The sequence below is a fragment of the Paenibacillus sp. PK1-4R genome (genome assembly GCF_030369595.1).
Taxonomy (GTDB): domain Bacteria; phylum Bacillota; class Bacilli; order Paenibacillales; family Paenibacillaceae; genus Paenibacillus.
The window spans coordinates 3,516,334-3,541,645 of the sequence record NZ_CP126535.1; the positions used below are offsets into that span (position 1 = coordinate 3,516,334).

24 protein-coding genes are annotated in these 25,312 nt (G+C 42.5%); 14 read left to right on the forward strand and 10 right to left on the reverse strand.

Annotated elements, in window-relative coordinates; genetic code table 11:
* Window positions 1–112: 112 nt before the first annotated feature.
* Window positions 113–964: an aldo/keto reductase gene (locus tag QNO02_RS15290; RefSeq protein WP_289389160.1), complete on the reverse strand. Its 852-nt coding sequence runs from the start codon at window positions 962–964 to the stop codon at window positions 113–115.
* Window positions 965–1,145: 181 nt separating this feature from the next.
* Between QNO02_RS15290 and QNO02_RS15295 the strand changes: the two genes are divergently transcribed.
* The 5 genes from QNO02_RS15295 to QNO02_RS15315 all read left to right on the forward strand — a co-directional run bounded on the left by QNO02_RS15295 (window position 1,146) and on the right by QNO02_RS15315 (window position 6,463).
* Window positions 1,146–1,274 carry a DUF6254 family protein gene (locus QNO02_RS15295; protein WP_219845137.1) on the forward strand — a complete coding sequence of 43 codons (129 nt, stop codon included), beginning with the start codon at window positions 1,146–1,148 and terminating at the stop codon, window positions 1,272–1,274.
* Window positions 1,275–1,637: 363 nt separating this feature from the next.
* Window positions 1,638–2,936 carry an NCS2 family permease gene (locus tag QNO02_RS15300; RefSeq protein ID WP_124114804.1) on the forward strand — a complete coding sequence of 433 codons (1,299 nt, stop codon included), beginning with the start codon at window positions 1,638–1,640 and terminating at the stop codon, window positions 2,934–2,936.
* Between the two features lie 218 nt (window positions 2,937–3,154).
* Window positions 3,155–3,700, forward strand: a complete 546-nt coding sequence (locus tag QNO02_RS15305; RefSeq protein WP_289389164.1) for an RNA polymerase sigma factor — start codon at window positions 3,155–3,157, stop codon at window positions 3,698–3,700.
* Window positions 3,675–5,321 (forward strand): DUF4179 domain-containing protein, encoded by a 1,647-nt coding sequence (locus QNO02_RS15310; RefSeq protein ID WP_289389166.1) that lies wholly within the window; start codon window positions 3,675–3,677, stop codon window positions 5,319–5,321. The genes QNO02_RS15305 and QNO02_RS15310 overlap by 26 nt, the downstream gene beginning before the upstream one ends.
* A 164-nt stretch (window positions 5,322–5,485) precedes the next feature.
* A complete protein-coding gene (locus QNO02_RS15315) occupies window positions 5,486–6,463 on the forward strand; it encodes an alpha/beta hydrolase (RefSeq protein ID WP_289389168.1) in 978 nt (325 codons plus the stop codon).
* 111 nt (window positions 6,464–6,574) lie between these two features.
* Here the strand turns inward: QNO02_RS15315 and QNO02_RS15320 are convergent, their stop codons facing one another.
* Together QNO02_RS15320 and QNO02_RS15325 are read right to left on the reverse strand one after the other, a co-directional pair.
* On the reverse strand, window positions 6,575–7,726 hold the full coding sequence (locus tag QNO02_RS15320) for a glycosyltransferase family 61 protein (protein ID WP_289389169.1): 1,152 nt from the start codon (window positions 7,724–7,726) through the stop codon (window positions 6,575–6,577).
* Between the two features lie 129 nt (window positions 7,727–7,855).
* Complete coding sequence (locus tag QNO02_RS15325) at window positions 7,856–9,208, reverse strand: MATE family efflux transporter (RefSeq protein WP_289389170.1); 1,353 nt, start codon at window positions 9,206–9,208, stop codon at window positions 7,856–7,858.
* Window positions 9,209–9,344: 136 nt separating this feature from the next.
* Here QNO02_RS15325 and QNO02_RS15330 point away from each other — a divergent pair, with 136 nt between their 5' ends.
* Complete coding sequence (locus QNO02_RS15330; RefSeq protein WP_289389171.1) at window positions 9,345–10,028, forward strand: TetR/AcrR family transcriptional regulator C-terminal domain-containing protein; 684 nt, start codon at window positions 9,345–9,347, stop codon at window positions 10,026–10,028.
* A 36-nt stretch (window positions 10,029–10,064) separates the two neighbouring features.
* On the opposite strand, the gene QNO02_RS15335 is transcribed toward QNO02_RS15330, so the two are convergent.
* Window positions 10,065–10,997, reverse strand: a complete 933-nt coding sequence (locus QNO02_RS15335) for a DMT family transporter (RefSeq protein ID WP_289389172.1) — start codon at window positions 10,995–10,997, stop codon at window positions 10,065–10,067.
* A gap of 155 nt (window positions 10,998–11,152) precedes the next feature.
* Between QNO02_RS15335 and QNO02_RS15340 the strand changes: the two genes are divergently transcribed.
* Window positions 11,153–12,034, forward strand: a complete 882-nt coding sequence (locus QNO02_RS15340) for an AraC family transcriptional regulator (RefSeq protein WP_289389174.1) — start codon at window positions 11,153–11,155, stop codon at window positions 12,032–12,034.
* Between the two features lie 64 nt (window positions 12,035–12,098).
* On the opposite strand, the gene QNO02_RS15345 is transcribed toward QNO02_RS15340, so the two are convergent.
* On the reverse strand, window positions 12,099–12,500 hold the full coding sequence (locus tag QNO02_RS15345) for a VOC family protein (RefSeq protein ID WP_289389175.1): 402 nt from the start codon (window positions 12,498–12,500) through the stop codon (window positions 12,099–12,101).
* Between the two features lie 205 nt (window positions 12,501–12,705).
* Window positions 12,706–13,365, reverse strand: coding sequence for a helix-turn-helix transcriptional regulator (locus tag QNO02_RS15350; RefSeq protein ID WP_289389176.1), 660 nt, complete (start codon window positions 13,363–13,365; stop codon window positions 12,706–12,708).
* 166 nt (window positions 13,366–13,531) lie between these two features.
* Here QNO02_RS15350 and QNO02_RS15355 point away from each other — a divergent pair, with 166 nt between their 5' ends.
* The 6 genes from QNO02_RS15355 to QNO02_RS15375 all read left to right on the forward strand — a co-directional run bounded on the left by QNO02_RS15355 (window position 13,532) and on the right by QNO02_RS15375 (window position 19,854).
* Window positions 13,532–14,890: an MFS transporter gene (locus QNO02_RS15355; protein WP_289389177.1), complete on the forward strand. Its 1,359-nt coding sequence runs from the start codon at window positions 13,532–13,534 to the stop codon at window positions 14,888–14,890.
* A 12-nt stretch (window positions 14,891–14,902) separates the two neighbouring features.
* On the forward strand, window positions 14,903–15,250 hold the full coding sequence (locus QNO02_RS30295) for a winged helix-turn-helix transcriptional regulator (RefSeq protein ID WP_353959064.1): 348 nt from the start codon (window positions 14,903–14,905) through the stop codon (window positions 15,248–15,250).
* Window positions 15,240–15,632 (forward strand): HesB/IscA family protein, encoded by a 393-nt coding sequence (locus QNO02_RS15360; RefSeq protein WP_289389178.1) that lies wholly within the window; start codon window positions 15,240–15,242, stop codon window positions 15,630–15,632. Before QNO02_RS30295 ends, QNO02_RS15360 begins: the two co-directional genes overlap by 11 nt.
* Window positions 15,633–15,830: 198 nt before the next feature.
* Window positions 15,831–17,195 carry an MFS transporter gene (locus QNO02_RS15365; RefSeq protein ID WP_289389180.1) on the forward strand — a complete coding sequence of 455 codons (1,365 nt, stop codon included), beginning with the start codon at window positions 15,831–15,833 and terminating at the stop codon, window positions 17,193–17,195.
* A 70-nt stretch (window positions 17,196–17,265) separates the two neighbouring features.
* Window positions 17,266–18,486 carry a macrolide family glycosyltransferase gene (locus QNO02_RS15370; protein WP_289389182.1) on the forward strand — a complete coding sequence of 407 codons (1,221 nt, stop codon included), beginning with the start codon at window positions 17,266–17,268 and terminating at the stop codon, window positions 18,484–18,486.
* A 138-nt stretch (window positions 18,487–18,624) separates the two neighbouring features.
* Window positions 18,625–19,854, forward strand: coding sequence for a multidrug effflux MFS transporter (locus QNO02_RS15375; protein ID WP_289389183.1), 1,230 nt, complete (start codon window positions 18,625–18,627; stop codon window positions 19,852–19,854).
* Window positions 19,855–19,949: 95 nt separating this feature from the next.
* Here QNO02_RS15375 and QNO02_RS15380 read toward each other — a convergent pair whose 3' ends face one another.
* Complete coding sequence (locus QNO02_RS15380; RefSeq protein WP_289389184.1) at window positions 19,950–20,918, reverse strand: helix-turn-helix transcriptional regulator; 969 nt, start codon at window positions 20,916–20,918, stop codon at window positions 19,950–19,952.
* Between the two features lie 105 nt (window positions 20,919–21,023).
* Between QNO02_RS15380 and QNO02_RS15385 the strand changes: the two genes are divergently transcribed.
* Window positions 21,024–21,506 carry a GyrI-like domain-containing protein gene (locus QNO02_RS15385; RefSeq protein WP_289389186.1) on the forward strand — a complete coding sequence of 161 codons (483 nt, stop codon included), beginning with the start codon at window positions 21,024–21,026 and terminating at the stop codon, window positions 21,504–21,506.
* A gap of 94 nt (window positions 21,507–21,600) precedes the next feature.
* Here QNO02_RS15385 and QNO02_RS15390 read toward each other — a convergent pair whose 3' ends face one another.
* The 3 genes from QNO02_RS15390 to QNO02_RS15400 are packed head-to-tail and all read right to left on the reverse strand — an operon-like array spanning window position 21,601 to window position 25,263.
* Complete coding sequence (locus QNO02_RS15390; protein WP_353959065.1) at window positions 21,601–22,722, reverse strand: Ger(x)C family spore germination protein; 1,122 nt, start codon at window positions 22,720–22,722, stop codon at window positions 21,601–21,603.
* Window positions 22,719–23,807 carry a GerAB/ArcD/ProY family transporter gene (locus QNO02_RS15395; RefSeq protein ID WP_289389188.1) on the reverse strand — a complete coding sequence of 363 codons (1,089 nt, stop codon included), beginning with the start codon at window positions 23,805–23,807 and terminating at the stop codon, window positions 22,719–22,721. Before QNO02_RS15395 ends, QNO02_RS15390 begins: the two co-directional genes overlap by 4 nt.
* A complete protein-coding gene (locus QNO02_RS15400) occupies window positions 23,800–25,263 on the reverse strand; it encodes a spore germination protein (RefSeq protein WP_047843073.1) in 1,464 nt (487 codons plus the stop codon). The genes QNO02_RS15395 and QNO02_RS15400 overlap by 8 nt, the downstream gene beginning before the upstream one ends.
* Between the last annotated feature and the right edge of the window lie 49 nt (window positions 25,264–25,312).

Here is a 25,312-nt window from a genome sequence, read left to right on the forward strand (position 1 = left end):
TCTATATCTCTAGCTTCTAAATAATGAAGAATCCGATTCCGTGATGCCGGAATCGGATTTTTTGACCTCTCCGTGAAGAGAAGGAATAGATAGTTAAATTGGATAGATAGGATTAGATATCCAGCTTACGATTACTAATCCATTTCACCATTTCAGGGTCGTTATGGGAGAAGAATAGGCTCTGTTTGGTATCTAGCGCAGTAATCGACTCAATATCTGCTTGGCTTAATTCAAAATCAAAAATATTGAAGTTCTCAATAATTCTTTCTTTACGCACCGATTTTGGAATAACAACGACTTCACGTTGTGTCAACCAACGCAAAACCACTTGAGCAACCGATTTGTTGTACTTTTCACCTATAGATACCAGTAACTCATTTTGGAACAAGTCATTTTTTCCTTCAGCAAATGGTGCCCAAGACTCGATCTGAACATTATTTTCTTTCATGAATTGTCCAGTTAAGATCTGCTGGTTGAAGGGATGAGTTTCGACCTGGTTTACAGCAGGGGTTACTTCGTTTTGCAGAATCAAATCGATCAGACGATCCGGCTGGAAGTTACTCACTCCGATTGCACGTACTTTTCCTTCACGATACAACTCCTCCATTGCACGCCAAGAGCCATGTACATCTCCAAAAGGCTGATGAATTAAATATAAATCCAAATAGTCCAATTGCAATCGTTCCAAGGATTTTTCAAATGCTTGTTTGGTACGTTCATAACCCGTATCCTGAACCCAAAGTTTTGTCGTGACAAATAATTCTTCTCTAGCCACGGCACTGCGTTTAATCGCTCTGCCTACAGCTTCCTCGTTTAGATAAGAGGCAGCTGTATCAATGAGACGATACCCAGCCGATATGGCATCCATAACACTTTGTTCACATTCGTTTGCATCTGCAATCTGAAACACACCAAAGCCGAGAATAGGCATCTCAACACCATTATTTAAAATTACTTTTTGCATATATTAACCTCCAGTTGTGGCATGTCTATATTATTGCATTCCTGCTCTAAAAACCGATATCTAATTTGTCTTATATGCTTGCCTAATTCTCTTATTAGCTATGCATGCAGAATAAAGTTGTCCAGGAATGACATCATAAAGAAGTAGTATACATCTCAGTTTCCAGAGGAGGATATCTTGTATGGCTGACCAGAAGAAACGAAAAGAAGCTGCCTGGAAGTCACGAAAGCAAGAACAGCATCCCCATGGCAAAATCAAATCGCTTAAAGAATTATCCAGCGAATATGAAGAGAAACCTACTACGAATTAAGCAAAAGACTGTCAGTGAACATTGCTGGCAGTCTTTCTTCATATATTGCAGACATTGAGCCATACGTACATACTTTATTCTAAAAACGAATGAACGTAAGATATAATGTCTGTATAGTTCGTAAATAACTGTGAACAAATCGTTAATTCATTGACATTGCATGTGATTTTAATTAGAATACGAAATGGACTTCAGGTTGAAAACAGATGTGAGTATCTTTATGTTTAGTTTAGAGCTTAGCTGTTGAATCTTTAAATCCTAACAACGAATATAGGAGCGACAATATTACAATCCTATATGAAGATTAGGATTTTTTGTTTTTAGCTTTGGAGTATAATTTGAAAGTTGGAGGCTGGCTTTACCATGGACAAATGGTTCAAACTTAAAGAACGAGGCACGAGCATCCCCACAGAAATTATCGCAGGGGTTACAACATTTTTCACAATGGTATACATAGTTATCGTAAACCCAGGAATACTCAGCAGCACAGGCATGGACTTTAACGGAGTATTCATAGCAACGGTACTGGCAAGTATTGTGGGAACTCTGATTATGGGAATATGGTCCAATTATCCAATCGTCATTGCGCCGGGTATGGGCCTGAATGCATTCTTTGCCTATAGCGTAGTTGCCGGATATGGCGTGTCTTGGCAGGTTGCACTGGGAGCCGTATTTATAGCAGGGATTTTGTTTATTATTTTATCACTGACTTCATTCCGTTACATGTTGCTAGATGCAATTCCTGCTAGCTTAAAACATGCCATAACCGCAGGGATCGGATTGTTTATTACAACGGTAGGTCTGCAAAATGCCGGGATTATTGCCGATTCAGAATCGAATTTGATTACGATCGGAAACTTGGCTGAGCCAATGGCTTATCTGACCATTATCGGATTGATTATTACCGTTGTGCTGATGGCTTACAATGTGAAAGGTTACCTGTTCATCGGAATGGTGGTAACAGCGATACTTGCCTGGATCATGGGACTATTCCAAATGCCGGAATCGATTGTATCCATGCCGCATGGCCTCGCGTCAACGGCTTTGCAACTGGATCTGGCAGGTGTATTCTCGAATGGTTTGTATACGATCATATTTACGTTCCTCCTGATCACACTGTTTGATACGACGGGCACGATGCTCGGCGTTGCTGAACAAGCAGGATTGCTTAAGGATGGTAAATTTCCACGCTCGCGTGGCGCATTATTGGCAGATGCCGTAGGAACAACCTCAGGCGCTTTGCTCGGAACAAGCCCAACATCGGCTTACATCGAATCCAGCACAGGGGTAGCTGCAGGAGGACGAACGGGACTGACCGCGGTAACGGTAAGTGTGCTGCTTGCGCTGACCTTGTTCTTCACACCGATCGTAAGTGTAATATCAAGCATTCCGGCGATCACTTCTCCGGCACTGATCATTGTTGGATACTTTATGATTAACGTTATCAGCAAAATCAAATGGGATGATCTCGAAGAAGCATTTCCTGCCTTCCTGATTATCATCCTTACTCCATTGACGCATAGTATCGCGACAGGCATCGGCGTAGGTTTCATCTTTTATCCGGTACTTAAGCTGCTTCGTGGAAAAGGTAAAGATGTTCATCCAATCTTCTACATTTTTGCGGTATTGTTCTTCATTCAGCTTGTGTTCCTGGACCACTAAGAAACTGTCTTATCCTAAGGAGAACTGCTTGTGTAATGGCAGTTCTCCTTTTTTGTATCAAAAACCGCTATGAAAGGAGCAGTTGCCGAGTGGCAGCTGCTTTATTTCCGTTAAACAGATGATTATTGTAATCAAAGTACAACTACTCAAAGAAAAAGTGAATAAATTCCGACTCTGCTTTGTCTATATTATATCCCAACAAGAAAGGAGTGCCGGAAGTGACCGAGCATGAACTATTCCATACGTACAACAAAGACGTATATCGCACATGTCTGTATATGCTCAAAAACGTGCAGGATGCAGAAGATGTATGCCATGATGTTTTTGTTGTCGTGTTCCGCCAAGACTGGAGAAATGTGTCACATCTAAGGACCTGGATCATGCGTATTGCCATGAATCAATGTCTGAATATTATTAGAAGAAACAAAGTTAAGGGCGAGAAGCAAAACAAAATGCAGTTACTGCATAAACAAGAAGTGTTATCTAATGATCCGGTTGACACTACTGTTATGGCTAAGCTTTCCTTTGCTGAACTAGAGCAGCAGCTCCAGAAATTGCCGGACAAGCTTCTCAGTGTCGTGACTCTCCGATATATTGGTGATCTTTCCGTAGCTGAAATTGCAGAGACTTTAAACATTCGACAAGGGACAGTTCGAACGAGATTATACAAAGCTCTAAAGCTAATGCGAAAAAAAATTGAATTCTACGAAAAAGTTAACATGAAAGGAGATAACACTTATGAAGTCAGTAGAATACAAGGTTAAGAATCATTTGATACACTCAGAACAGGTGGAGTATCCAGACTTTGAAAAGATGTTTAATAGCATTCAAACGGGAGAATTGCGAGTAGTTAATGATGTTCATAACAGACCCCAAAGGCAGAAAACGAAGGCAGCTATTGTCCTGGGTATTTCCTTAGCCGTCATGGCCACTCCTGTATATGCAGCCTTACAATATGATTGGAGCGATGTCTTGTCCAATAAATCAGGGATTGAGTCGGCCCTTAAAGCTGGTTATGGCCAGCTCATTGAACAAAGCGTAACAGCCCACGGAGTTACATTAACGGTGCATAATGCATTTGTGGATGATAACCGGACCGTGTTACTATACACAATCAAGCCAGAATTGGAAACTGAGAAACAAGAAATCAGATATAATCAAATGCTCTTAAAAGACAGTAATGGGCAACCTATTGAAGGGCACTATTATCAGAAATGGAATGCTGAACAAGGCGTTTATCAGGGATATTTTGAGACAGACTGGGTTATGCAAGAGAAACAATCAGATCTTCAGTTCTCCATTTCTGATGTTCTTTACTTAGAAGACCTTGAGCAAGAGATTCGTCTTGATCCTAAAGAATCAAGTACGCAGCAGTTTAATATACAAAAGAATGGGATCGACAAAATAGAAGTACAGTCCTTCAAATATGCTAAAGGCGAAATCATGATTAATTCTGAGGTTACCTTCTCTAATTCTGAGGTGAAGGAACAATCTTGGGCTGGAATCAGAGCTTATGATACTCAACAAGAGGTTATTAAAGAAACGGAGAATCCTGAGTATGGCATGGAGGGAGTATCCGGTGACTATTTCAGCAGACAAATGTATAACGAGCAGCAGTTCAAAGAAGGGGATCGCTTCACCTTCACATACACTCATGAAAAACAACGGACAGAAGGCACATGGAACCTGAATCTACTCTTATCTCGTCAAGAAATGGATACAGGCACCTTTAAAAAAGAACTAAATATTCCATTACATTCTTTACCTTATGAGGCAAGCATAAGTGGTATGGTAGTAACACCAACACAAATTCGCTTAACGATCGATCATGATGAAGAATATTTCAGATTGCCGTACCGGACTTATCAACTTCAAGTGGACGGCAAGGTCATGGATGGCTTGATATCGTTTGATGGAAAAATGAATGCAAATCAAACAGAATTGCGCTTTGAACAATCCAATTTTCTCATGGATGTTAAGTCATTAGTAGACAAACCAATGACTTTAATCGCAAAGAAAAGGGTAGATGAACATGCAGGTAGTCGTGCATCCATTCATCTAACTGATATATCCACTGAACCGAAAACTATTGCGAGCGATTACGAAGGGTTTCCTATCATCTGGACCTATTATATCAAGGACGGTAATCTGTACGTAGAGTCAGAAAGCCCGGATAATACATTTGGAGGGGTTAACCAAACCTACTTCCTTGAAGGAGAAGAAAAACATTACTTAGTACCCCACTTTTTCTCAGAGTTAGGGAACAAACATATGGACGTGTATAAAGATTTTAAGAAATCAGATTTAGAGCTATACGTTTGGAACTATACAACCAGGTCACAGGAGAAGGAACTTCGAGTATCACTTACTGGTAAATCGTTATAAAATCAAGAAATGTGACATGCACAGTAGTCTATGCGACTCAACATAATTTTTGCTTGTTCATACTCCGTTCATATTCCCGTCATGAAGGGGACATCTTCCATGGTTACACTATATCTATGTCGCAAGAGCGGCTCTGCAGATATAAAGGACAGGAGAAGATTGATTTGGAAAAAACAGTGGAAGTAACAACAACGGGGACTAAGGGCCGTAAAAAACGGAACTTATGGTTAAAAATTATAGGTGGTATTGTCGGCGCGCTGGTGCTGTTCATGGGCATCACGTTTGTCGTTCATACGATAAGTAATGGGGCCGAGAAAAAGAAAATCGAATCGTACGGCCAATATGTCAATGTTGATGGGAAGAATATGAATGTGTCCATTCAAGGCAGCGGCGAACAAACCATCGTGCTACTTCCCGGACAAGGAACCCCGTCACCAGTACTTGATTTCAAATTGTTAATCGATGAATTAACTTCTGATTACAAAGTTGTGGCGATTGAGCCTTTCGGTTATGGGTTAAGTGACCAAACCGAAACGGAGAGAACCACCGAGAATATTGTTAGTGAAATTCATGAAGCTGTACAGCAGCTCGGTATAGATCGTTATATTCTGATGGGGCATTCCATCACGGGACTGTACGCGGCGACTTATGTGAACACGTATCCGGATGAAGTTTCTGCTTTTGTGGGGATCGATAGCAGTGTTCCGAATCAACCTGGCATGGATGTTAAATTACCTTTGAACTTAATGAAATTCCTTCAAAAATCAGGCTTAATGAGAGTACTCAATAAAGTGAGTGGTGATTCATATGCATCACTTGCATACGATGAACATACCAAAGAACAGATGAAATTGATTTCGAATCAAGTCTCGACAAATCCGACATTAGTAGATGAGCTTAAACATCTGGGTTCCAATTTCAAAAATGGAGAAAAACTCACGTATCCTCGTGATCTGCCAGTACTTCTCTTTGTTCTTTCCAATAACGAGAAAAATCCGCAGTGGATTCCGCTGCATGAGGAGCAAGTGAAACAATCCGCGCAGGGCAAAATGATCCCAATGGAAGGTTCACATTACCTGCATCATACGAAATACAAAGAAATCGCCGAGGAATTCAAATCTTACATGAAACAAATCCAATAGCATAATGATCCTTATACTGCGGTGCCAAACTTGGTGCCGTGGTTTTTTTGTTATCAGAACAGCCAACAAGTTAAAACACATATGATCATCCTTTAGATTTGGTGTAGAAACTTAGCTATGTTCAGTTAGTCCAGCTAAACGAAGCGTCTGTTCCAGCCGATCCAGATCCACGTAGAAGTCCTCCAACCCCGGAAAACGCTCCTGTGTTGTCCCGTCTTCTTGCCCATACATCATGTAATAATCAAGTTGATTATGGTTACTGATCATCCAGTAAGTAGGTACAACATGCCGGATATGAAAAATTTCGACAACACGAGTTCCCTTCGTACAAAAAGCAAGATTGGCCAGTCCGGCTCCATGGGGTGAAACGATTGCTTTTGCGGAAGCAAAAAGCTGGACTTGTTGGGGTATGGTCCAATCCTCCAGGCAAACTGGAATAAATCCGTACGCCTCTAAACGGCGGATGACTTCATCTTCATTAGCTATTCGTCGGGCAGAGGCTTTGCACCGAGATATGAAAATGCGAACGGGAGAATGGAGTGTTGTGTCGCGTCCGGGTAGCGTAAATGTCCGAAGGATCGTTGTGGCCCAAGGCGGATAGTGGGAATTCATCATCAGGGAAGGCACAACCAACCGATCGGCCTGAATTTCCAGATCATCTCTAGTACGGATCACGGCCGAATCCGAGACGCCAAACATTGCTAACGTTTCTTTCACAAAAGTACCATGAGGGTTCGGATTCATGACCAGAGATTCAAAAGGAATATTCAGCATCCGAAGCATACCCAGTCGTGGCAAAACATCATATAACCAATGAAAATAATTATGACTTCCGCAAAAAGTTAAAACGGCAGAAGTCCCCTGGATACGTCGAGGTTCTGGAGAAATCTCGCGATGCAAAGCGGGGTGTTCTTCCAATGTCATCATTCTATTCTGTCGTGCATCATATTCCGGGGAAAGGTCGAAGATCAGTTTTCCGTCGGATGCCAGGATAGCACCTGATGTTCCCCAAACATGCCCATTCGATATATATGCAATATACCCACCTTGAGGTTGCAGGGTATAAGGCATCAAATAACGGTGAATCTCCGGTTCAAGGGTTTTGGGGAGCTTGAATTCAGCGGCTCCGCCAAAATCAAAAGGGTCAAGTTTTTCTTCGCCGCCGGGAGAAACGGAAGTAATCCATTCCATAATGTCTCTATAAAAACCGAACTTATTCGGATTGGTGTCTGTCGATTTAACATTTTTGCATATTTCATTCATTGTTCGTCCCTCCAAGACCCTTGTTACTTATGATGCTAATTTATGCAAACAGCGATCAAAGGAGACGAAGATGGGAAAATAGGTAGCAAACTTGGGGCAGTGTTATTTTTCTGAAAACTATTTGCGAAATTACTGTGCCAAATGTTCCAGATCCGGCTGCAATTTTGTCCGCAAAGCATATAACATGATGGCCCCAACTAGGAACGCCACGGCATCCGCAATAACGAGCGACCAGATCACTCCATGAAAGCCGTTCATTTGATTAGCGATATACAAGACAGGAATTAGTGTAATCCCTTGAATGATGGACATAACAAACGCCGCGGTTCCTTGGGCTGTTGCTTGGAAGATCCCCATAAACAAAGAAGTCATTCCTGTAATAAACAAGGATAAGAAGGTCACATGGAGAATGTAGCTACCCATTTCAATTAATTGAGGGTCAGTCGTAAATAAACCAATCAAGTGGTCAGAGATCAGATAGACGACAACCCCAAACAGGACGGCTAACGCCAAAATAGATTTGATCGTGAATCCAATGGTTTGTTTCATGCGTATTTTGTTCGCTGTGAATGAGAAGGCAATCAACGGCACAACTCCCTCGCACAAACCCATCAGAATAAACTCAGGAAATTGCAATAAACGTGATGAGATTCCATACCCCGCAACAGCCTGATCTCCATATTCAACAAGAAAAAGATTAAGAATAAGCGACATTGCACCCAAGAAGACACTCATAACAAAGACGGGAACTCCAATTTTCAATACATTGCTCAGGATGTCCTTGGTCACCTTGAACCATTTCAAGGAGATGGTTAAGAATTGACTCTTATAACTCATATGGAAAGCGTAAAATGTACTCGCAACCAAGTTGGAGATAACAGTAGCAGATGCAACCCCGATCACACCCCAATGGAAGACAAAAATGAATAGCGCATCGAGGATAATATTTATAACAACACTGAGAATCATACCAATCATTGAGGTGATTGCTGAACCTTCTGAGCGCACGATATTCTCCAGCGTGAAGAATAAGATGACGAAGGGTGAACCAATAAGCATAATCGTGACATACTCTTTCGTAAATCCAAAGGACTCTGGCGTTGCCCCCAGCCCATGAACGATTGGTTCGATCAGCGGGAGCCCAACGGCCATCACAATAATTCCGAGAACTAAACTACTGTAAAAGGCGAATGAAGATACATGCTTCAAATCATCGACTTTTTTCTCTCCCAGCAAACGAGAGATGAATGTACCGCTACCTATACCAATTAAGTTGCCTAACGCCATAATAACCGCAAATAACGGTAAAGTTAGTGCGAGTGCAGTTAACATTGCCGTATTACCCAATGTGCCAAGGAAATAGGCATTCAAGATGGAGTAAATAACACTCATTGACGTGCCTAGCATCATTGGGACAGCAAAGTGAGCTACGGCTTTGGCGATTGGTGCTTTTTCAAAGTAATGGAGGTTTTCTGCATCCATGTGGGTCACTACTTTCTTCGTTAATATTGATCCAATCTAACACCGTTAGATTGAACCTTACAGTGTTAGATGTTATCATGAACTTATGAACCTGTAAAGCGCAAACTTACACTGTTAGATAAAAGGGCGGATACCGATGAAAAAACAACAGCCTCAGATTTCGGAAGATAAGATTTTGGAAATTTCGTGGGAGCTTCTTGGAGAAGAGGGCATCGAGAAATTCAGCATGAGACGATTGGCAGACAAACTGGGAATTCAGGCTCCATCTCTATACTGGTACTTTAAGAGCAAGCAGACACTGTACCAGCGTCTCGCCAACCAGATATCTAAAATTATTCTGGACGAGTTTCACACTGAAGGGGACTGGAAGGAGCAGATGGAGGGGCTTGCGGTGACGGTACGGAGTGTGCTCAGCAGATACCCGTGCTCCACACAGCTCATGATGATGACGCTTCCCCACGAGCCGGACATGATCCGCTTCACCAACCGCATGTTGCTCTGCATGGAATCAACACCACTAGAGCAAGAGCAGAAATTACAGGCCGTTCTTACACTGGTCAACTATGTATTCTATTTCGTACTGGACGATTATCAGCATCAGCGCAATATATCAGCCGTCCTTAAGGACCAGGAAGCACTTCAGGGTGAAGAGATGATACATCTTCTGGATTCTATGAGTGAGAAGGAAGCTGGTCTGTTCAGCAGGATGTATAAGAACGGTATGTTTGAGGTGATGGGAACCGACGGAGCTTTCGAGTTTGGCTTGAAGCTGATTTTGTTGGGAATTGAACAAGTGATAAAGAAACCCACCGAGAATTAAACTCCGGTGGGTTTCTTCTTAATCAGCACGTTCATTTTATCCTAATTTCCTGAATCGATTGAAGCGAAGGAACTTAGGCCGTTGGATATTGTAGGATTTCAGGGCAAAGTACATCAGCATGCCTGACAACGTAATTAATCCGCCTATAAATTGAAAAGCAGAGATGGTTTCTCCCAACAATAGATAAGCCAGCATAATGGCCAAAACGGGTTCACCGATAATGCCTACAGAAACCGTTGTTGCACCAATGGATTTGAGCAGCAGATTGAAAATGTACTGACCAAAAATGGTGGGTATGATCGCAAGTAGGAGGAAATACAGCCAATCGGATGATTCGTAATTGATTAAAGAAAAGTTATTCAATAAACTGTAGACCAAAAGGACACTTCCGGCAATAATAAAAACAACAACACTATATATATTCGCGTCGATTTTCCGACTCACTTTCTGTCCCACCAGCATATACGCCGACACCAGAATGGTTCCTACCAGTGACAGCGCGTCACCGATCAGAGCCTCTCTTGAAACGCCTATATCACCCCAGGCGATAATCACCGAACCGAATAGGGCGGTAATCAAACATAGAATGGTACGTATACTCGCTCTTTCCTTAAACATAAAGTATGACCCGATCATCACAAACAAAGGTTGCAGCGCCAGAATGACCATGGAACTGGCCACTGAAGTATACACCAGCGATTCCATCCAAAACAAGAAATATAGACCTAGTAGGAGGCCAGCCAGAAAAACGGTGCTCCAATCCTTTGAATTCATTTTTAAGAATCGGATCGTTTTCCACGGGATAAACGGAAGCATAATAATGGCTGATATATACAACCTGTACATACCGGCTATGGCGGTGGGAGTATCCGAAGATTTAATCATGATTGAAGAGACGGATACCGACAAAATGGCAATAAACAGCAATACATAAGGATGAAAAAGCAGCGATGATTTAGTTTCTTTCACATATAAGCCTCCAAAAGTTCTTATCCGGTCGTCTGTGCACAGGCTCTTGTGATAAGTCAAAGATTTGATATAATAATATCATTATTTTTGAGAATTTCGTGCAATTAAATCACTCTTTATTATAGATATATCGTCAAAGAAAGGAAGTTCATAGCATGGTGAAGCAACTTTATGAGGATATTTTGTATTCCGATCTTTCGTTTCCTTATATCATGTACACACATACACGTCATACAAGCATCCCCGAAGGCAGAGGGTTCAACGATCTGCATTGGCACGAGGATCTACAGATCACTTTAGTCACAAAAGGGAAGCTGGTTATTCAGATAAATGGAATTGATCATACATTGGAAACGGGTCAGGCGATCCTGATCAACAAGAGAATTCTTCATATCACAACAGAGCTGACACATGATGGTGAATATGTTAGTTTCAATTTTCCCGAAAAGCTATTGGCCTTTCATGTAGACAGTGCAATGGAAAAAAATTATGTACTTCCTTATACGAATTCTTCTTTGGTTTCGCTCGTGATTAGAAGAGATTCGGAGTGGGAAACGCAGATATTAGACATGCTTTGGGCAATGAGGGAGATGTTTAATTCAGAGAAAACATGGGGATGGCAATATGAAATTTCAATTAAAACGGTACAACTATGGTTTATATTGATATCCAACATTTCGATCCCTTCCGAGGAAACCCCAAGAAGCGAGAAGCGTCAGCAGGAAAGACTACAATTAATGCTCAGTTTCATTCACCAAAATTACGCTCATCCGGTTACACTTCGTGAGATTGCTGATGTTGCGCATTTGAGCATTTCAGAGTGCACCAGATGTTTTAAGAAAACGGCTCATATGACGCCATACGAGTATCTAATCAAATATCGGATTAATAAGAGTAAAGTTCTCTTAACATCAACAAATGATTCAATAACCGAGATCGCTCAGAAAGTAGGCTTTAATCACGTGAACCACTTTATTCAGTCTTTTAAAAAGCACGAGGAAAAAACACCAAAAGAGTTTCGCAACTCAAGAAGATGATACTGAGATAACAGAGACTATAGAAAAACGCCAGTGACCTTAAACAAGGACCGGCGTTTTAATATTAGTTCTTAGGCATTTTGCTCTCATCCATGTATAGCAGGTTCCAGCGGTGACCGTCCAGGTCGGCAAATCCCGCGCCGTACATCCAGCCGTCTATTTCACCCGGCTTGCCAAAGATGGTTCCTCCAGCTAACTCGACTTTTTCAATAAAAGCATCAACTTCTTCTCTGCTGTCAGCACCAATGGAAAATATCACTTCTGCGCTATGGGAAGTATCTGCGGTTTTGGCACCTGTAAATTTCTCAAATGTTGCGTCCGGAAACAGGAGAATCGTTGTTGAGCCTATGACAAGCTGAGCTCTCTCGTTGCCAACATTCTCCCCATGGAATCCAATCTCATTGAAAAAGGTAGTGGATTTCACAACATCTTTCACCGGCAGGTTCATCCAGATTTTTTGTGACATGGCAGTAGCCTCCTAGAGTATATTTTCGACACTCTTACTATACTCTACCTAAATTCAAAATTACATAATCGGGTATATACGATTATGTGAGAGTTAGAAATAACTAATATAATGAAGGATGATTTAGAGAAATGAAATCCGAATCGTTCTAATCAGTTCAGAATCCAAAACAAAAGAGCAATCTCCAATGAGGTTGCTCTTGTGGTCATGGCTTATTTTGCCTAACGCTGTATACGCAGTTTCTTCCTCCGGCTAGAATGTATTCTCCCCGTTCAATATGAACATTATCGCCTAGAACCGTTTTGAATAAATGTAACTCATTCTTGCATAACCCAGTACATACCGCGGCCGCTTCACAGATCGGACAATGCTTCTCAATGAATAGGAGACTGCCATCATCTTGCTCCTTAACCTCGGCCATATAACCTTCATTTGTACGAATTTCGGCCAATTTCTCCAATCTCTCTCTAACTCCTGATGCATCGCCAAGATGCTGAAGATATTGTTCTTGCATATTTTTATTTCGAACATCCAACAGCTTCTCCAGCCCTTCAGTACCAAAAGCTTCTTTCATCGAACTGATGAGGCTGACGGATAAATCGGAATATCCACTTGGGAAAAAACGATTAGCGGCGGGAGTTAATATCCATAACTTGGTGGGTCGACCCATGGGACGGGCCTCTTCCACAGTGGTAACCAATCCTTCTCCTTTTAGCGCATTTAGATGTTGACGAATAGCCATTCCGGATAACGAAAACTGAGAGGAGAGAGTGACAACATCCATTCCTCCGCGCTCTTTTAACAAATTAATAATTGCTCTCCGGGTACTGGTCGAGACATCCTTTTTAGTTTGATTTCCGCTCATGGTGCACCTCCTTGTGACGCAACTGAATCTACATGAATAACTACATTTTAAACAAAAATGTTGACAAAGTCAAAGTCGAACTGTAGCTTAGACATTATAAACAAAAATGTTTACTAAGTATCCGGATACGATGTATACATACCAATTTTCTTGGAGGTCACATTTCATGTCGTCTAATCATCAAAGTATTTTCAGCCCGCGTTATTTTGCATTGTCCATAGGAATTATTTTGTCAGTGATGGCCGTTGGATTTGAAGGTCTATCCGTCACCACCATTGCTCCTTCAATTGCTGGTGACTTAAACGGTCTTAGCCTGTTCGGGTGGATATTCAGTACCTATCTGCTTGCGCAGATTATCGGGACGCTGGTCGTCGGTCGGATCATTGATAAAAGAGGACCTGCAGCACCGTTCACTTTTGCACTTCTGTTGTTTATCTTAGGGCTGATCGCTGCCGCAACCGCAGGCGATATGTATACCATGATAGGATCACGGGCTCTGCAGGGTTTGGGTGCCGGAGCTATGATGACTTGTGTGTATACGGCTATATCCTTAAGTTACCCGGATGAGTTACGTGCCAAAATTCTTGGAGCCTTTGGTACTGCCTATGTTCTTCCGTCCATGCTTGGTCCATATGTAGCCGGTCTTATCGCAGATCAGTGGTCCTGGCGCTTTGTTTTCTGGGGGATCTTACCCGTGCTGGTGGTTTCAGCGTTGCTCAGTTTACCTGCCTTCAGGAAATTAAAAGTGCAGAAGACGGGAGGGGAGAGCGGATCTTCATCCACTTGGATGGCGTTACTCTTAACGTTAGGTACAGGGATCTTCCTGGTTGGTCTAAGTATGTTACCGAGCATTATGGGATTTGTTTTAGTCGTGATTGGCCTGGTATTGATGTTATTTCCGCTCCGTAAATTGCTCCCGAAGGGAACACTTACCTTGCGAAGAGGTATGCCAGCAATTCTGGCAACACGTGGGTTGTTCTTTGCTGCCTATACCAGCACACAAAATTTCCTGGTATTAGCTCTAATCGACGTGAAAGGAATTACACCTTCACAGGCCGGATTAATTGTCGCGAGTGCTGCATTAAGTTGGTGTATCATTGCGTATCTGCAAGGACGATGGGATGCGGCAGATCAGGGCAGTGGACGTCATATGAGAATCATTCTGGGGGTATTGCTGCTTGCGATAGGGATTGCCATCGTATTTTGGGTACCTGTTGTGACCGTAACCATTGCAGTTATTGGTCAGATCATTGCAGGAGTTGGTATTGGATTGGCGCATCCGATTAGCGGTGTTGTCGCATTTTCTCAAACGGGGGAAGAAGGTGTGGGCCAAACCTCAGCCAATCTGCAATTTGCAGATTCTTTTACACCTGGCGTAGTGATTGGCATTGGTGGTTCCATTCTTGTCGTGTGTCAGGCAGGCGGGATGTCACTTCAATCCGGCTTAATTGTAGCCATGGGTTTCCATCTCTTGTTGATCGTCACGAGTATCATTGCCAGCACTCGGATCTCACCACGCGGATGAGTAAGAAAGTGGGTGTACAGACCATTGTTCACTGAAGATCCGAATAAACTATTTACAGCTTATCGCATCATCGGGACGAAATGGACGATCCATATTTTATGTGCTCTGTCTCAAGGCCCGAAGAGATTCGGTGAAATATTCGAAAGTATTCCTTCCATTTCCGAAATGATCCTCTCCAGACGTTTAAAGGGTCTTCAACATGATCATTTGGTCAAAAGAACAATACTGACACTCCCTACACAAATTATTTATGAACTTACGCCAAAAGGAGCTGCTCTTGCGACATTCATACCCTGTCTAATGGACTGGGATACCAAATTTCAAAATGATACCACCGGGAGGAATAAAGATGATTATTGAGGTCAGTGATACAGCATCGGACAAAATCGTTGAGATCTTATCAAGTGCGGATATCCAAAATGCCTTCCTTAGAGTAGGCGTTGATGAAGGGGGATGCAGTGGTTTATCTTATACCCTTATCGTGGATGAACAGCAGGCAGAAGAAGACATTGTGTTAAATAAAAAGCAATTTAAGATATTGGTTCACGCAAATAGTATTCCATATATTGATGGTCTTGAGATTGACTATGAAGAGAGCGGAATGTTAGGTGGATTCACCATGAATAATCCAAATGCCAAAGTTTCGTGTGGATGCGGGGCCAGTTTTAGAATGGCCAATCATCGTGGTGAAGTGAAAAAATGTGATCAAAATGGCATATTTTCAAGCAAAATCTCCTATTGAACATGGGAATTCTATTCTAAATCATGATCTTACTTTTTAAACATCTAAATTTACAAAGTATGAAACTTGATGTATATTCAGGAAGAATTTAAAGGTTTATTTTACCATATTATCCATCAAGTTATGGAGGTGTAGAAGACAAACAACAATCAGATTGGGATTTTTGATGCTCAGTACAGGGCGCCTACAATTGGGATTATGCTGGTTCTGTCAACCGTAGCTTTCGAAGGACTGGCTATCACAACGATTGCCGCTAAAATGGCACAAAGTTTAGAGGGCATTCATTTATACGGTTGGATCTTCAGCGCATTTTTGTTATCTCAGCTCATTGGAACTTTGGTTATGGGTCAGCAGATTGACAAGCGCGGCGTTTTTACATCCATGCTGATATCTTTTAGTGTTTTTGTGTTAGGAACTGTAGTCTCCGCTGTCTCTTTCGATATGCACATGCTTATTGCCGGAAGAGCCCTTCAAGGTTTTGGAGCGGGGGCCCTGATCACATGTGTTTATACCTGTGTGACGTTACATTATCCAGATACACTTCGTACTCAAATCCTGGCCGCATTCTCTATGGCATTTGTCCTGCCTACCTTAATCGGACCTTATGCAGCAGGCCTTATTGCTTCCTACATCTCGTGGCGATATGTTTTCTGGATTGTTTTACCCTTGATCGGAATAGCGTTGAGTCTCACATTCCGTTCTTTCCGTAATTTGCAGCTTCAGCAAGATCTCACAGGTCCAGCGCGAGCAACCGACTCAAAGATTATGTATGCGATTCTGCTTGCCGTTGGAACGGGGCTATTACTCACAGGACTTGGTATGATTACCGATTGGAAAGGTATCGTACTCACTTTGGGTGGATTAGTCGTCATGATCACACCAATGCGTAAATTGCTGCCTGTGGGCACTTTTTCGGTAAAAAAAGGATTGCCTGCTACTTTGGTTTCGAGAGGGCTATATGTTGCTTGTTATTTTACAACGGAAAGTTTTGTGATCTTGGCACTAACCGAAGTGAAGGGGTTATCAGCTGACCTTGCTGGCCTCATTGTAGCAGCAGGCTCCCTGAGCTGGTCCGCCGCAGCGTGGTTGCAAGCCAAGCTTGATGCACGAGATCAAGGTCGTGCCCGAAAGGGTAGGGTCATGACGGGCATTGGGATTATGATCGTTGGAACTGCACTTGTGATCCTGGCTCTTATTTTGACGGACGGCGGGATTATACTCATCCTTCTCTCACAAATGATTACAGGGTTTGGTGTTGGTTTGGCCAACCCTACAACGGCAGCCATTGCTTTACAACATGCCTTGCCCAGGAAAGAGGGCGAAATGTCCGCGAATCTGCAATTTGTGGATTCCTTCTATATGGGAGTAAGCATTGGCGTTGGTGGCGCTCTGATTGCCTTGTCCGAAACGTTACAGTGGGGCATATCGACAGGTGTTTTGATCGTGTTAACACTGCAATTACTTTGGGTCTTGTTAAGTTTCTTAGCATCACTACGAATTACCAAACTCGTTCATCAAGAACATCATCCAATCAACCAAGTGAAGGATAACATCTCCATGTAACGGATGACGACCGCGTCGCTAAATACATCACGAAGAACGGGGGGACTAATTGCATTGGGAGGTGGGTAAGATGGCACGTGTATTAGTAGTCATTACTCCAGCTGAAGGACATGTGAATCCATCGTTAGGATTAGTTACTCAGTTGATAGACAATGGTGAGGAAGTCATCTATGTGTGCACGGAGGAGTACCGTTCCCGAATTGAACAAACCGGTGCCCAGATCATTACCTATCCGTTTCCACAAGATGCCTTCTCTCATGATCCGGTGTTGAAACCCCAGGAATACAAGCATCCGTATCAGTTCATTTATATGATGGTAAGTATTATTCGGAGGATCATCCCCAATGTGCTGAAGGTGGTCGAGGATCAAAAGTTTGATTATATGATCTTTGATTCCCTGATGGGATGGGGAGGGACTATTCTTGCAGAAAAACTGGGAATTCCTGCGGTGTGCTCGATTGCGTCCTTTGCTTTTGTGGAGCCTCTGGGGTCTAGCTCAGTTCTGAATGAGATGGAGACGAAGGAGCTTTATGAGGCTACAATGAAGATTACAACGGAGTTAGCAGAAGAGTTTCAAGTGAGTATTCCAGCCATGGAAGAGATTCCGGCGCATACAGGTCAGTTAAAGCTCGTGTACACCAGCCGTTATTTTCAGCCGCAGGCAGAAAAGCTGGATGATCGTTTTATTTTCACGGGTCCTTCGATCATAACACGTCAAGATGCTCCAACCTTCTCGTTTGAGCTGCTTCGTGAACGGTACCCGCAAACCGTGTACATTGCTATGGGTACGATCTTAAATAAGAATTTGGATTTCTATCAGCTTTGCTTTGAAGCATTAGGGGTTCTACCCGTGAATGTTGTTTTATCTTCAGGAAAATACACGGATATGGGGTCACTGGCTGATCAAATACCTCCTAATTTTATCGTCAAGCCATACATTGCCCAGTTGGACATGCTGCAGCATACCGATGTTTTTATTACACATGCTGGAATGAACAGCACAAGTGAGGCGTTATATTACAACGTTCCGATGGTGATGATTCCATTAACATCGGATCAGCCTCTTGTCGCCAATCGGGTACAGGAGCTCGGCGCGGGTATTACTTTAAATAAACATAACCTCAGTGCAACTAATTTGAGAGAGGCATTAACAGAAGTACTACACAATTCACTTTATAGACGGCAGGCTTACCTCATTGGTGAATCTTTAAGGCAGGCAGGCGGTTACAAGCGAGCTGCCGAAATGATTATGAGTCATATGGGTTCAGATCGGAAAAGTTACACAATTTAATGGTTTTCCATTCAAAGTCGCTTAATAAGCGGCTTTTTTTGGTTTTAATGGTCTTAAGACTTGACCTACAGTTAACTCTATGTCTTATACTCCGATTAGGCTTGCAAATTATATAAGGAATTGGAGATTTTATTTATTATGGCGAAGAGCACGAATTGGAATGTTTTTGGACTCGCAATACTACTAGGTTTATTTTCTACATTAGGTCCATTTACGATTGATATGTATTTACCGGCTTTTCCGGAGATTGCACAAAATATGAATACAACGGCATCCCTTGTACAATTTAGTCTTACTGCTTGTTTATTAGGACTAGGTGTAGGACAACTTGTTATGGGTCCTTTGAGTGACGCGTACGGTAGACGTAGACCATTGTTGATCTGCATGGCTGCCTACATCATTTGCTCCTTGGCATGTGCCTTTGCTCCGAATATCGGACTATTGATATTGTTTCGTTTCACGCAAGGATTTGCGGCATCCGCTGGAATTGTCATTTCCCGTGCGATAGCTAGAGATTTATATAGTGGACATGAACTCACTAAATTTTTCTCTTTGCTGTTGCTTGTAGGGAATTTGGGGCCTTTGGCAGCACCGATCGCGGGAAGTGGCATTCTTTCCTTCACAACATGGGTTGGTGTATTTATCTCTCTTTCATTTCTGGGGATTTTCTTATTAATCATGACAAAGTGGAGCTTAAAAGAAACACACCCCGTCGAAAGACGTATGGTTCCTGACTTCAAACAGCAATTGGGTAATTACAGAATGCTTCTGCGTGATCGCAAATTTGTTGGTTACATGCTGGCACAGGGAATCATGACGGCAGGGGTCTTTGCTTATGTGGCGGGAACACCATTTATTTACCAAAATATATATGGAGTCACACCCACGGTATTTGCTATATTGTTTGCTTCGAACGGCATCAGCTTGATCATCGGATCTCAAATCGTGGGTCGATTGGCCAAACGTATACCTGAGCAGACACTTCTATTATCGGGACTATGGCTTGCTTTAATAGCAAGTGTTGCTGCCTTGGTGGTGACTCTGGTTCACGGTCCGCTTTTCGCTTTGGTCATTCCGTTGTTCTTTTTTGTTTGCTCGATCGGCATTACGTCTACAGCGGCATTCCCGCTTGCCATGGAGAGTCAAGCTAAGATGGCGGGAAGTGCAGCAGCACTGCTCGGAGTTGTTCCTTTTCTTCTCGGTGCACTGGTTGCTCCTCTGGTCGGGATCGCAGGTGAGGACACTGCCGTCCCGTTAGGACTCACTTTATTAATGACCAGTATTATTGCGATTGTAACTTATTTTTTACTCGTTAAAAAAATCTCGCAGCATACACCTAATCATGCCCAGTCTAATGCTGACTTTTAGTAAAGAAGGAACAGCTCGCCAAGCATTAGCGTGAGACATGAATGAATATGAATATGATTCCATCACAAGTCGCTGCGATAGCGGCTTTTTTTGGTTTAAGGGCAGAATAAACTTATTCTCTCTTGTACGGCATTCAGGACTTCTTCCGGAATTTCCTTAACCTTGATATCTTCACCTAGAAAAAGCAACCAATTGGTGATTTCGGTTAATTCGTCTGAGTTATGAACATTCACAAATGCCTTTAGGAGGGCTGTCGTTTGGTACGGATTCGTATAGGCAATTGAAAATTTTAAAGGATGGTACTTTTTATATTGAGCAATCGCTTTTGGGCCAAGTTCCAGGACAAGGTTGATGACCTCTTCCTGTGTATTTCGTTTTAGTTTTTCTACAATCTTTTTTGTACTCACTCCTTTTTTCGTCGGGTATGCTTCGACATGGATGAGGTTGTCCACTGATACAATTCGTCTTTTTTCTTCCTCCAAGTCAAAACCTTCAATGATCCAATGTCCTTTTTGATGATGAAGGTGCAAGAGAACGATAGGATAGGACTTTGTTTTCTTCTCTTCTTGGACAGTAACTAACAAATAACGTTCTATAAGCAGAATTTGGATGAGTTTTTCCAAGGTAGGGTGAGGCAGGTCTGACAGATCAAGTAAGTCTGGATTATGGGGATTGGTCCCTTCAAATAGCAATATTTGATTCAAATGCACAAGGTCATCTTGCTGATTTTCTGAGATAAGGCCCAATAATTTTTCAGCCAAAGATTGACGACTCTTCAGATAAGGAAGTTGTTGATTTCTAGTCGCCATAAAGGCAATGAATAACGCTTTGATTTCATTATCGGTAAACCGGACCGTGGGCAGGAGGGAGTTGTTCATGACAAAATAACCCCCGTCCCGCCCAACTTCAGCGACAAGTGGCATTCCCATGGCTTCAATTTCTCTGATATCTCGAATGGCTGTTGAACGAGAAATGTTAAATTCTCGCATGATTTCAGAGATGGTAAAATGTGCACGGTTATTGATATACCGCGTGATGATATTTATGCGTTCAACTTTCTTCATTGGGCCCCCTAAACAGTATCATATTCTGACATGATTTAAGGTTATTATAAACCTATCAAGTGAAAACACAAATCAATTGAAAATTTAAAGAGGACGGTGTAAACCATGAGTAATTATCATTTCGAAGAAAAAGACAGTTTTATCGTTTTAGGTATTGGAACAGAGCTTAAAAGCGACTACACAGACTATGCTGGCATCAGCAAGGAGAAGGCGGATTTTTGGTCCACTGTGAAAGAGGATGGAAGCCTGGACACATTAAAGTCCCTAGCTACTAATGACTACATTTTTGCTGTAAACGAAGCAGTGAATAACAAGATGATGCATTATGCTGGCGTTTTGACAGAACAATCTCTGCCAGAAGCAACGAGAGTAATCCAATTTCCTAAGGGAGAATACCTTGTTGTGAAGGGTGAAGCAGAGACGGCTGATGCGCTCAGTAATATGCTTACTGGCATTGCCTTTGGTCAAGCCCTCCCCGTAGAAAAGGATTATGCCTATGTTGGCGGTCCGAATACAACAGTTGAAATGGGAGAGAAAAACGGTTTGGTATATGGTGAAATGTGGATACCTGTTGTAAGGAATGGATAAGACGTGGAGATCTGAAGACTTTTGAGTTGAATATGAAGGATAAAGCTCTCTTCCAAATGGAAGAGAGCTTTTCCAATTGCACGACAGCATGTTATTAATTTAAAACGCCGCTGCCGACTATTGTAACCTTTATTTCCGGGTGAAAACGAACTTGCGCATACTGTTGATTCCAGTCTAAGCTTTTCCACAAGTCCGGGTGATGGGCTATTAAATGTCTGCCAATACCGAAGGAATCACAACCACTTTGCTGAAGTGTCTTGATAATTAGTTCTGCGTCCTGAGTCATGACATCGGATAACTTGCGGTTCAGACGTTCAATCGTTTCCTTTTCCTGAAGGTGATTCATTGCATACTCAACAATAGTTACTGGAAGTTCGATATGGAGATTCACATCAATTTGGCTATCATGTGCAACCTTTACCGCGAGTTTACGTTTGATTTTTTTGGTATTCGCTTCGTAAGTGATATAGTTCCGTGGATTATTGGAAGGACCAGGATGAATCTTTTTGACAAATCGCGCTGTTTTATTCCATTTACCACTCATAATAACGTAAAGGGGAGCCTGTTCGATATTAAGACTCCCACTGAACCTTTGCCCGTGAAAAAGAGCGATTCCTCGCGCATCAATTTCCTCTCCATTCTTAAATAGATAAGGCAACGTAAAGTCCTGTCCCGGATCCAGCATGGGTGGGAGAAGGGTTTCCAGCGTCATTTCAGGAAAAATGCATAATTCCTCCAAACTCTTAATTTTTTTCGTTATAAACTCACCAATCAATATGCTGCCCACTCTTTTTTGGTGTAACAAATCGCCGGCCTCTCCATCCACAATCGCAATTTTCACATGTGAGGTCGGGTAATCAGGTTCCCGATATAAGACATCCAAGTAGGGGTAGATATCATTTTGTGCGAGTTTGTTGCCGTATAAGATCATCCCATATTTGAAGAAACGGATATCACCCGTCACTTTAGCGCGAATTCTATCCGTGCTTTGTCGGACGGATCTCCCGGTACCTGAGTGGACTTCATTACCGCTGGTCCCTTGTTGACTCTCAGAATCATCGACAATTTCAAGCGTCTGTTTAATTTCACCCTCTGAAGTGATATCATACGCTGAAGCATTAGCCAGTCTGGCATCTTTCAAACTATCCTGATCCCAGCATCCCGTCATCACCATAAGCAGGATTGGCAGGACAAGGATTTTTCCTAGTTTACTCATAACATCTTCTCTTTTCGTTTCATTATATAAGATAGAACCAACAGTAGCAGAGGCAGGATCATGAGAAAAAAGTAAGCCGATCTGTTGGCTATCGTACTAATCAACTCCAGTTTTTCCCGCTGTTGTGGCAGATAGGCAATTACACAAGAAGCAAGAACGACATAAGGCACAGCTTTTTTATGGTGTTTTTGTTTGAAGAGATAACTTATACCATAGGATGCCGTATAGTAATAACCACATATGGCCCCGAAAATTGAAATTAACCAGATAGGGAGGAACAGGAAATCGGCCCGATCCATTGTCCCGAGTGGGATCGAGCGGAGCAGATAAATGACCGGTTCAGGCATTAGGTCAAGTTGCTGGGGGCTGAACGCCGTTGAACAAATGAACACGGTGAATGCGTACAACACCACGACTACAGCACTTGCTAAAGCAACAGACTTGAGTTTGCCACCGCTGCTACCTTCAACCATAGGAAACACAACGAGAAAAAACTCGAATCCGAACATGGCCATTAATGTTTCGGTTGATCCACTAATGATATTGGACCATCCTGCTTCGGTTAAAGGCAAAAGATATAACAGATTGATCTCCTTGAGTCCATAACTGATCAATACCATCATGGGCAAGACCAAAAAGGAGATGAGTACAAGTACTCGGGCAATGATTCGTAATTTTTGCCGAACCAAATAGATACTGCTGAATAAAAAGAGGGCTAATATAGCCCAACGCGGCGTATCCTGCAGCATCCAGCGGTTAATCACACCGTAGGCGTTCACCAGGACAGAAGTACCCATTAACAGGAAATATCCAACGTAGGCAATGATCAGCAACTTGCCAATCCATTTCCCCGTAATCAGCGTTACAATGTCATAAATGGATGAACTCGGGAATCTTCGCATCAAAAGCCAGCACAACAGTATGACAAGTTGGATCAGGAACCCTCCAAGAAAAACAGAAATCCATCCTCCGCCTTTAGAGATAAGGTGTATACGGTAAGGGAGGGACAGAATATCTACACCGATCTCAAATTTCAAAATGAGCAAGAATAGTTGTCCCCGAGTGATTGTTGTTTCCTTATTCACGTTTTTTCCAACTCCTAGAGAACTTCTGCTGATTCAGCCGCTGCGGGCGGGCATCATGAGGACGCCCGCGAAGCGCCCAGATGGGAAATCGAATCCATACATCCTTCATGTCAGCTAATCGGAAAGGGGCCACTGGAGCAAAATAAGGCGATCCGAAGTTTTCCATCTTACAGAGGTGAATGGTTAGAATCACCAGACCAAATGCGATGCCGATATATCCAAAAAGCGCCGCTCCAATCATCATTGGAAAGCGGAGAATACGGACTGCCGAACTCATCTCATGCGAAGGCACCAAAAACGACGAGATAGCGGTTAGTGAAACCACAATAATCATTGTATAGGATACAAGCCCCGCACGAACGATAGCATCTCCGATAACCAAACCGCCAACGATGCCGATGGTCTGGCCCACACGGCTGGGAAGTCGGACCCCGGCTTCTCTTAATACTTCAAAGATCAGTTCAAGTAACATTGCCTCTACAAGTGCAGGAAAGGGGATGTTCTGTAATGATTTCTTGATCGTGTGTGCCAGTTCGATCGGTAAAATGGCGGAGTGAAAAGAGATGGTTGCAATATAAACAGCAGGTAATGTAAAAGCAATGACAAAACTCATCATGCGAATTAAACGTAAAAAGGAACTGACAATCCAGCGACCATGATAATCATCCGGACTTTGATAAAAAGCAAAAAACGTAACTGGAGCAATAAGAGCTGAAGGACTTCCTTCGGCAAGTATGGCGACACGTCCTTCCATCAAGTTGGCAATAACCCGGTCAGGTCTTTCTGTATTGAGCTGCTGGGGAAACAGAGAGAAGGGGTTATCCTCCATAAACTCTTCAATAAAACCTGGAGCGAGCACCATATCTGAAGATATGGACGTGATTCGCTCTTTTACTTCGTTCACTAACTCCGGATTGGCCAAGTCTTGAAGATATACAACTGCAATTTTGGTATGTGTCTTCTCGCCGACGTTAAAATATCGAACGATTAAGGATGGACTAATAATTTGTCTACGGATCAGATTCAAATTAACCGAAAGCTGCTCTACGAATCCATTGTGCGGCCCTCGAATAACGCCTTCATTCTCCGGTTCGGTTGTGCTTCGGACATACATTTTCTCGGTAGAAAGAATGTAAAACTCCGGGTGCCCGTCGATTATGTAAAGACATTTCCCTTGAATAAGTGAATCTATTCCACGTTGCAGATCCGTATCTTTTCGACTTTCTAAAGTGGTGAACGATGGGTAGATTTCCGAATGAGCTTGGCCATTCAGTGCTGTTAAGACATGTGTTTGAATGATCTCCTGATCTACAAGTGAATCGATATAGAGAAGCACACTCTGAACACCATTAAGTAGAAGCTGTTGTTGTTTCAAATCATCAGTACAGTAGAGGGACTGTTCAACATAAGAAATATTCATTTTTAATTCAGAAAAAGCCTGATTGGTTGGGGTCATTGATCCACCTCTTTATAAAATGCGACATGGATTATCTTGTGCAAAATCA

What these genes read in the sequence shown, in the direction of transcription:
- QNO02_RS15290 (WP_289389160.1), bottom strand. Translation starts at nt 964, where the DNA reads ATGCAAAAAGTAATTTTAAATAATGGTGTTGAGATGCCTATTCTCGGC.
- QNO02_RS15295 (WP_219845137.1), top strand. Translation starts at nt 1,146, where the DNA reads ATGGCTGACCAGAAGAAACGAAAAGAAGCTGCCTGGAAGTCACGAAAG.
- QNO02_RS15300 (WP_124114804.1), top strand. Translation starts at nt 1,638, where the DNA reads ATGGACAAATGGTTCAAACTTAAAGAACGAGGCACGAGCATCCCCACA.
- QNO02_RS15310 (WP_289389166.1), top strand. Translation starts at nt 3,675, where the DNA reads ATGAAGTCAGTAGAATACAAGGTTAAGAATCATTTGATACACTCAGAA.
- QNO02_RS15320 (WP_289389169.1), bottom strand. Translation starts at nt 7,726, where the DNA reads ATGAATGAAATATGCAAAAATGTTAAATCGACAGACACCAATCCGAAT.
- QNO02_RS15325 (WP_289389170.1), bottom strand. Translation starts at nt 9,208, where the DNA reads ATGGATGCAGAAAACCTCCATTACTTTGAAAAAGCACCAATCGCCAAA.
- QNO02_RS15330 (WP_289389171.1), top strand. Translation starts at nt 9,345, where the DNA reads ATGAAAAAACAACAGCCTCAGATTTCGGAAGATAAGATTTTGGAAATT.
- QNO02_RS15340 (WP_289389174.1), top strand. Translation starts at nt 11,153, where the DNA reads ATGGTGAAGCAACTTTATGAGGATATTTTGTATTCCGATCTTTCGTTT.
- QNO02_RS15345 (WP_289389175.1), bottom strand. Translation starts at nt 12,500, where the DNA reads ATGTCACAAAAAATCTGGATGAACCTGCCGGTGAAAGATGTTGTGAAA.
- QNO02_RS15350 (WP_289389176.1), bottom strand. Translation starts at nt 13,365, where the DNA reads ATGAGCGGAAATCAAACTAAAAAGGATGTCTCGACCAGTACCCGGAGA.
- QNO02_RS15355 (WP_289389177.1), top strand. Translation starts at nt 13,532, where the DNA reads ATGTCGTCTAATCATCAAAGTATTTTCAGCCCGCGTTATTTTGCATTG.
- QNO02_RS15360 (WP_289389178.1), top strand. Translation starts at nt 15,240, where the DNA reads ATGATTATTGAGGTCAGTGATACAGCATCGGACAAAATCGTTGAGATC.
- QNO02_RS15365 (WP_289389180.1), top strand. Translation starts at nt 15,831, where the DNA reads ATGCTGGTTCTGTCAACCGTAGCTTTCGAAGGACTGGCTATCACAACG.
- QNO02_RS15370 (WP_289389182.1), top strand. Translation starts at nt 17,266, where the DNA reads ATGGCACGTGTATTAGTAGTCATTACTCCAGCTGAAGGACATGTGAAT.
- QNO02_RS15375 (WP_289389183.1), top strand. Translation starts at nt 18,625, where the DNA reads ATGGCGAAGAGCACGAATTGGAATGTTTTTGGACTCGCAATACTACTA.
- QNO02_RS15380 (WP_289389184.1), bottom strand. Translation starts at nt 20,918, where the DNA reads ATGAAGAAAGTTGAACGCATAAATATCATCACGCGGTATATCAATAAC.
- QNO02_RS15385 (WP_289389186.1), top strand. Translation starts at nt 21,024, where the DNA reads ATGAGTAATTATCATTTCGAAGAAAAAGACAGTTTTATCGTTTTAGGT.
- QNO02_RS15390 (WP_353959065.1), bottom strand. Translation starts at nt 22,722, where the DNA reads ATGAGTAAACTAGGAAAAATCCTTGTCCTGCCAATCCTGCTTATGGTG.
- QNO02_RS15400 (WP_047843073.1), bottom strand. Translation starts at nt 25,263, where the DNA reads ATGACCCCAACCAATCAGGCTTTTTCTGAATTAAAAATGAATATTTCT.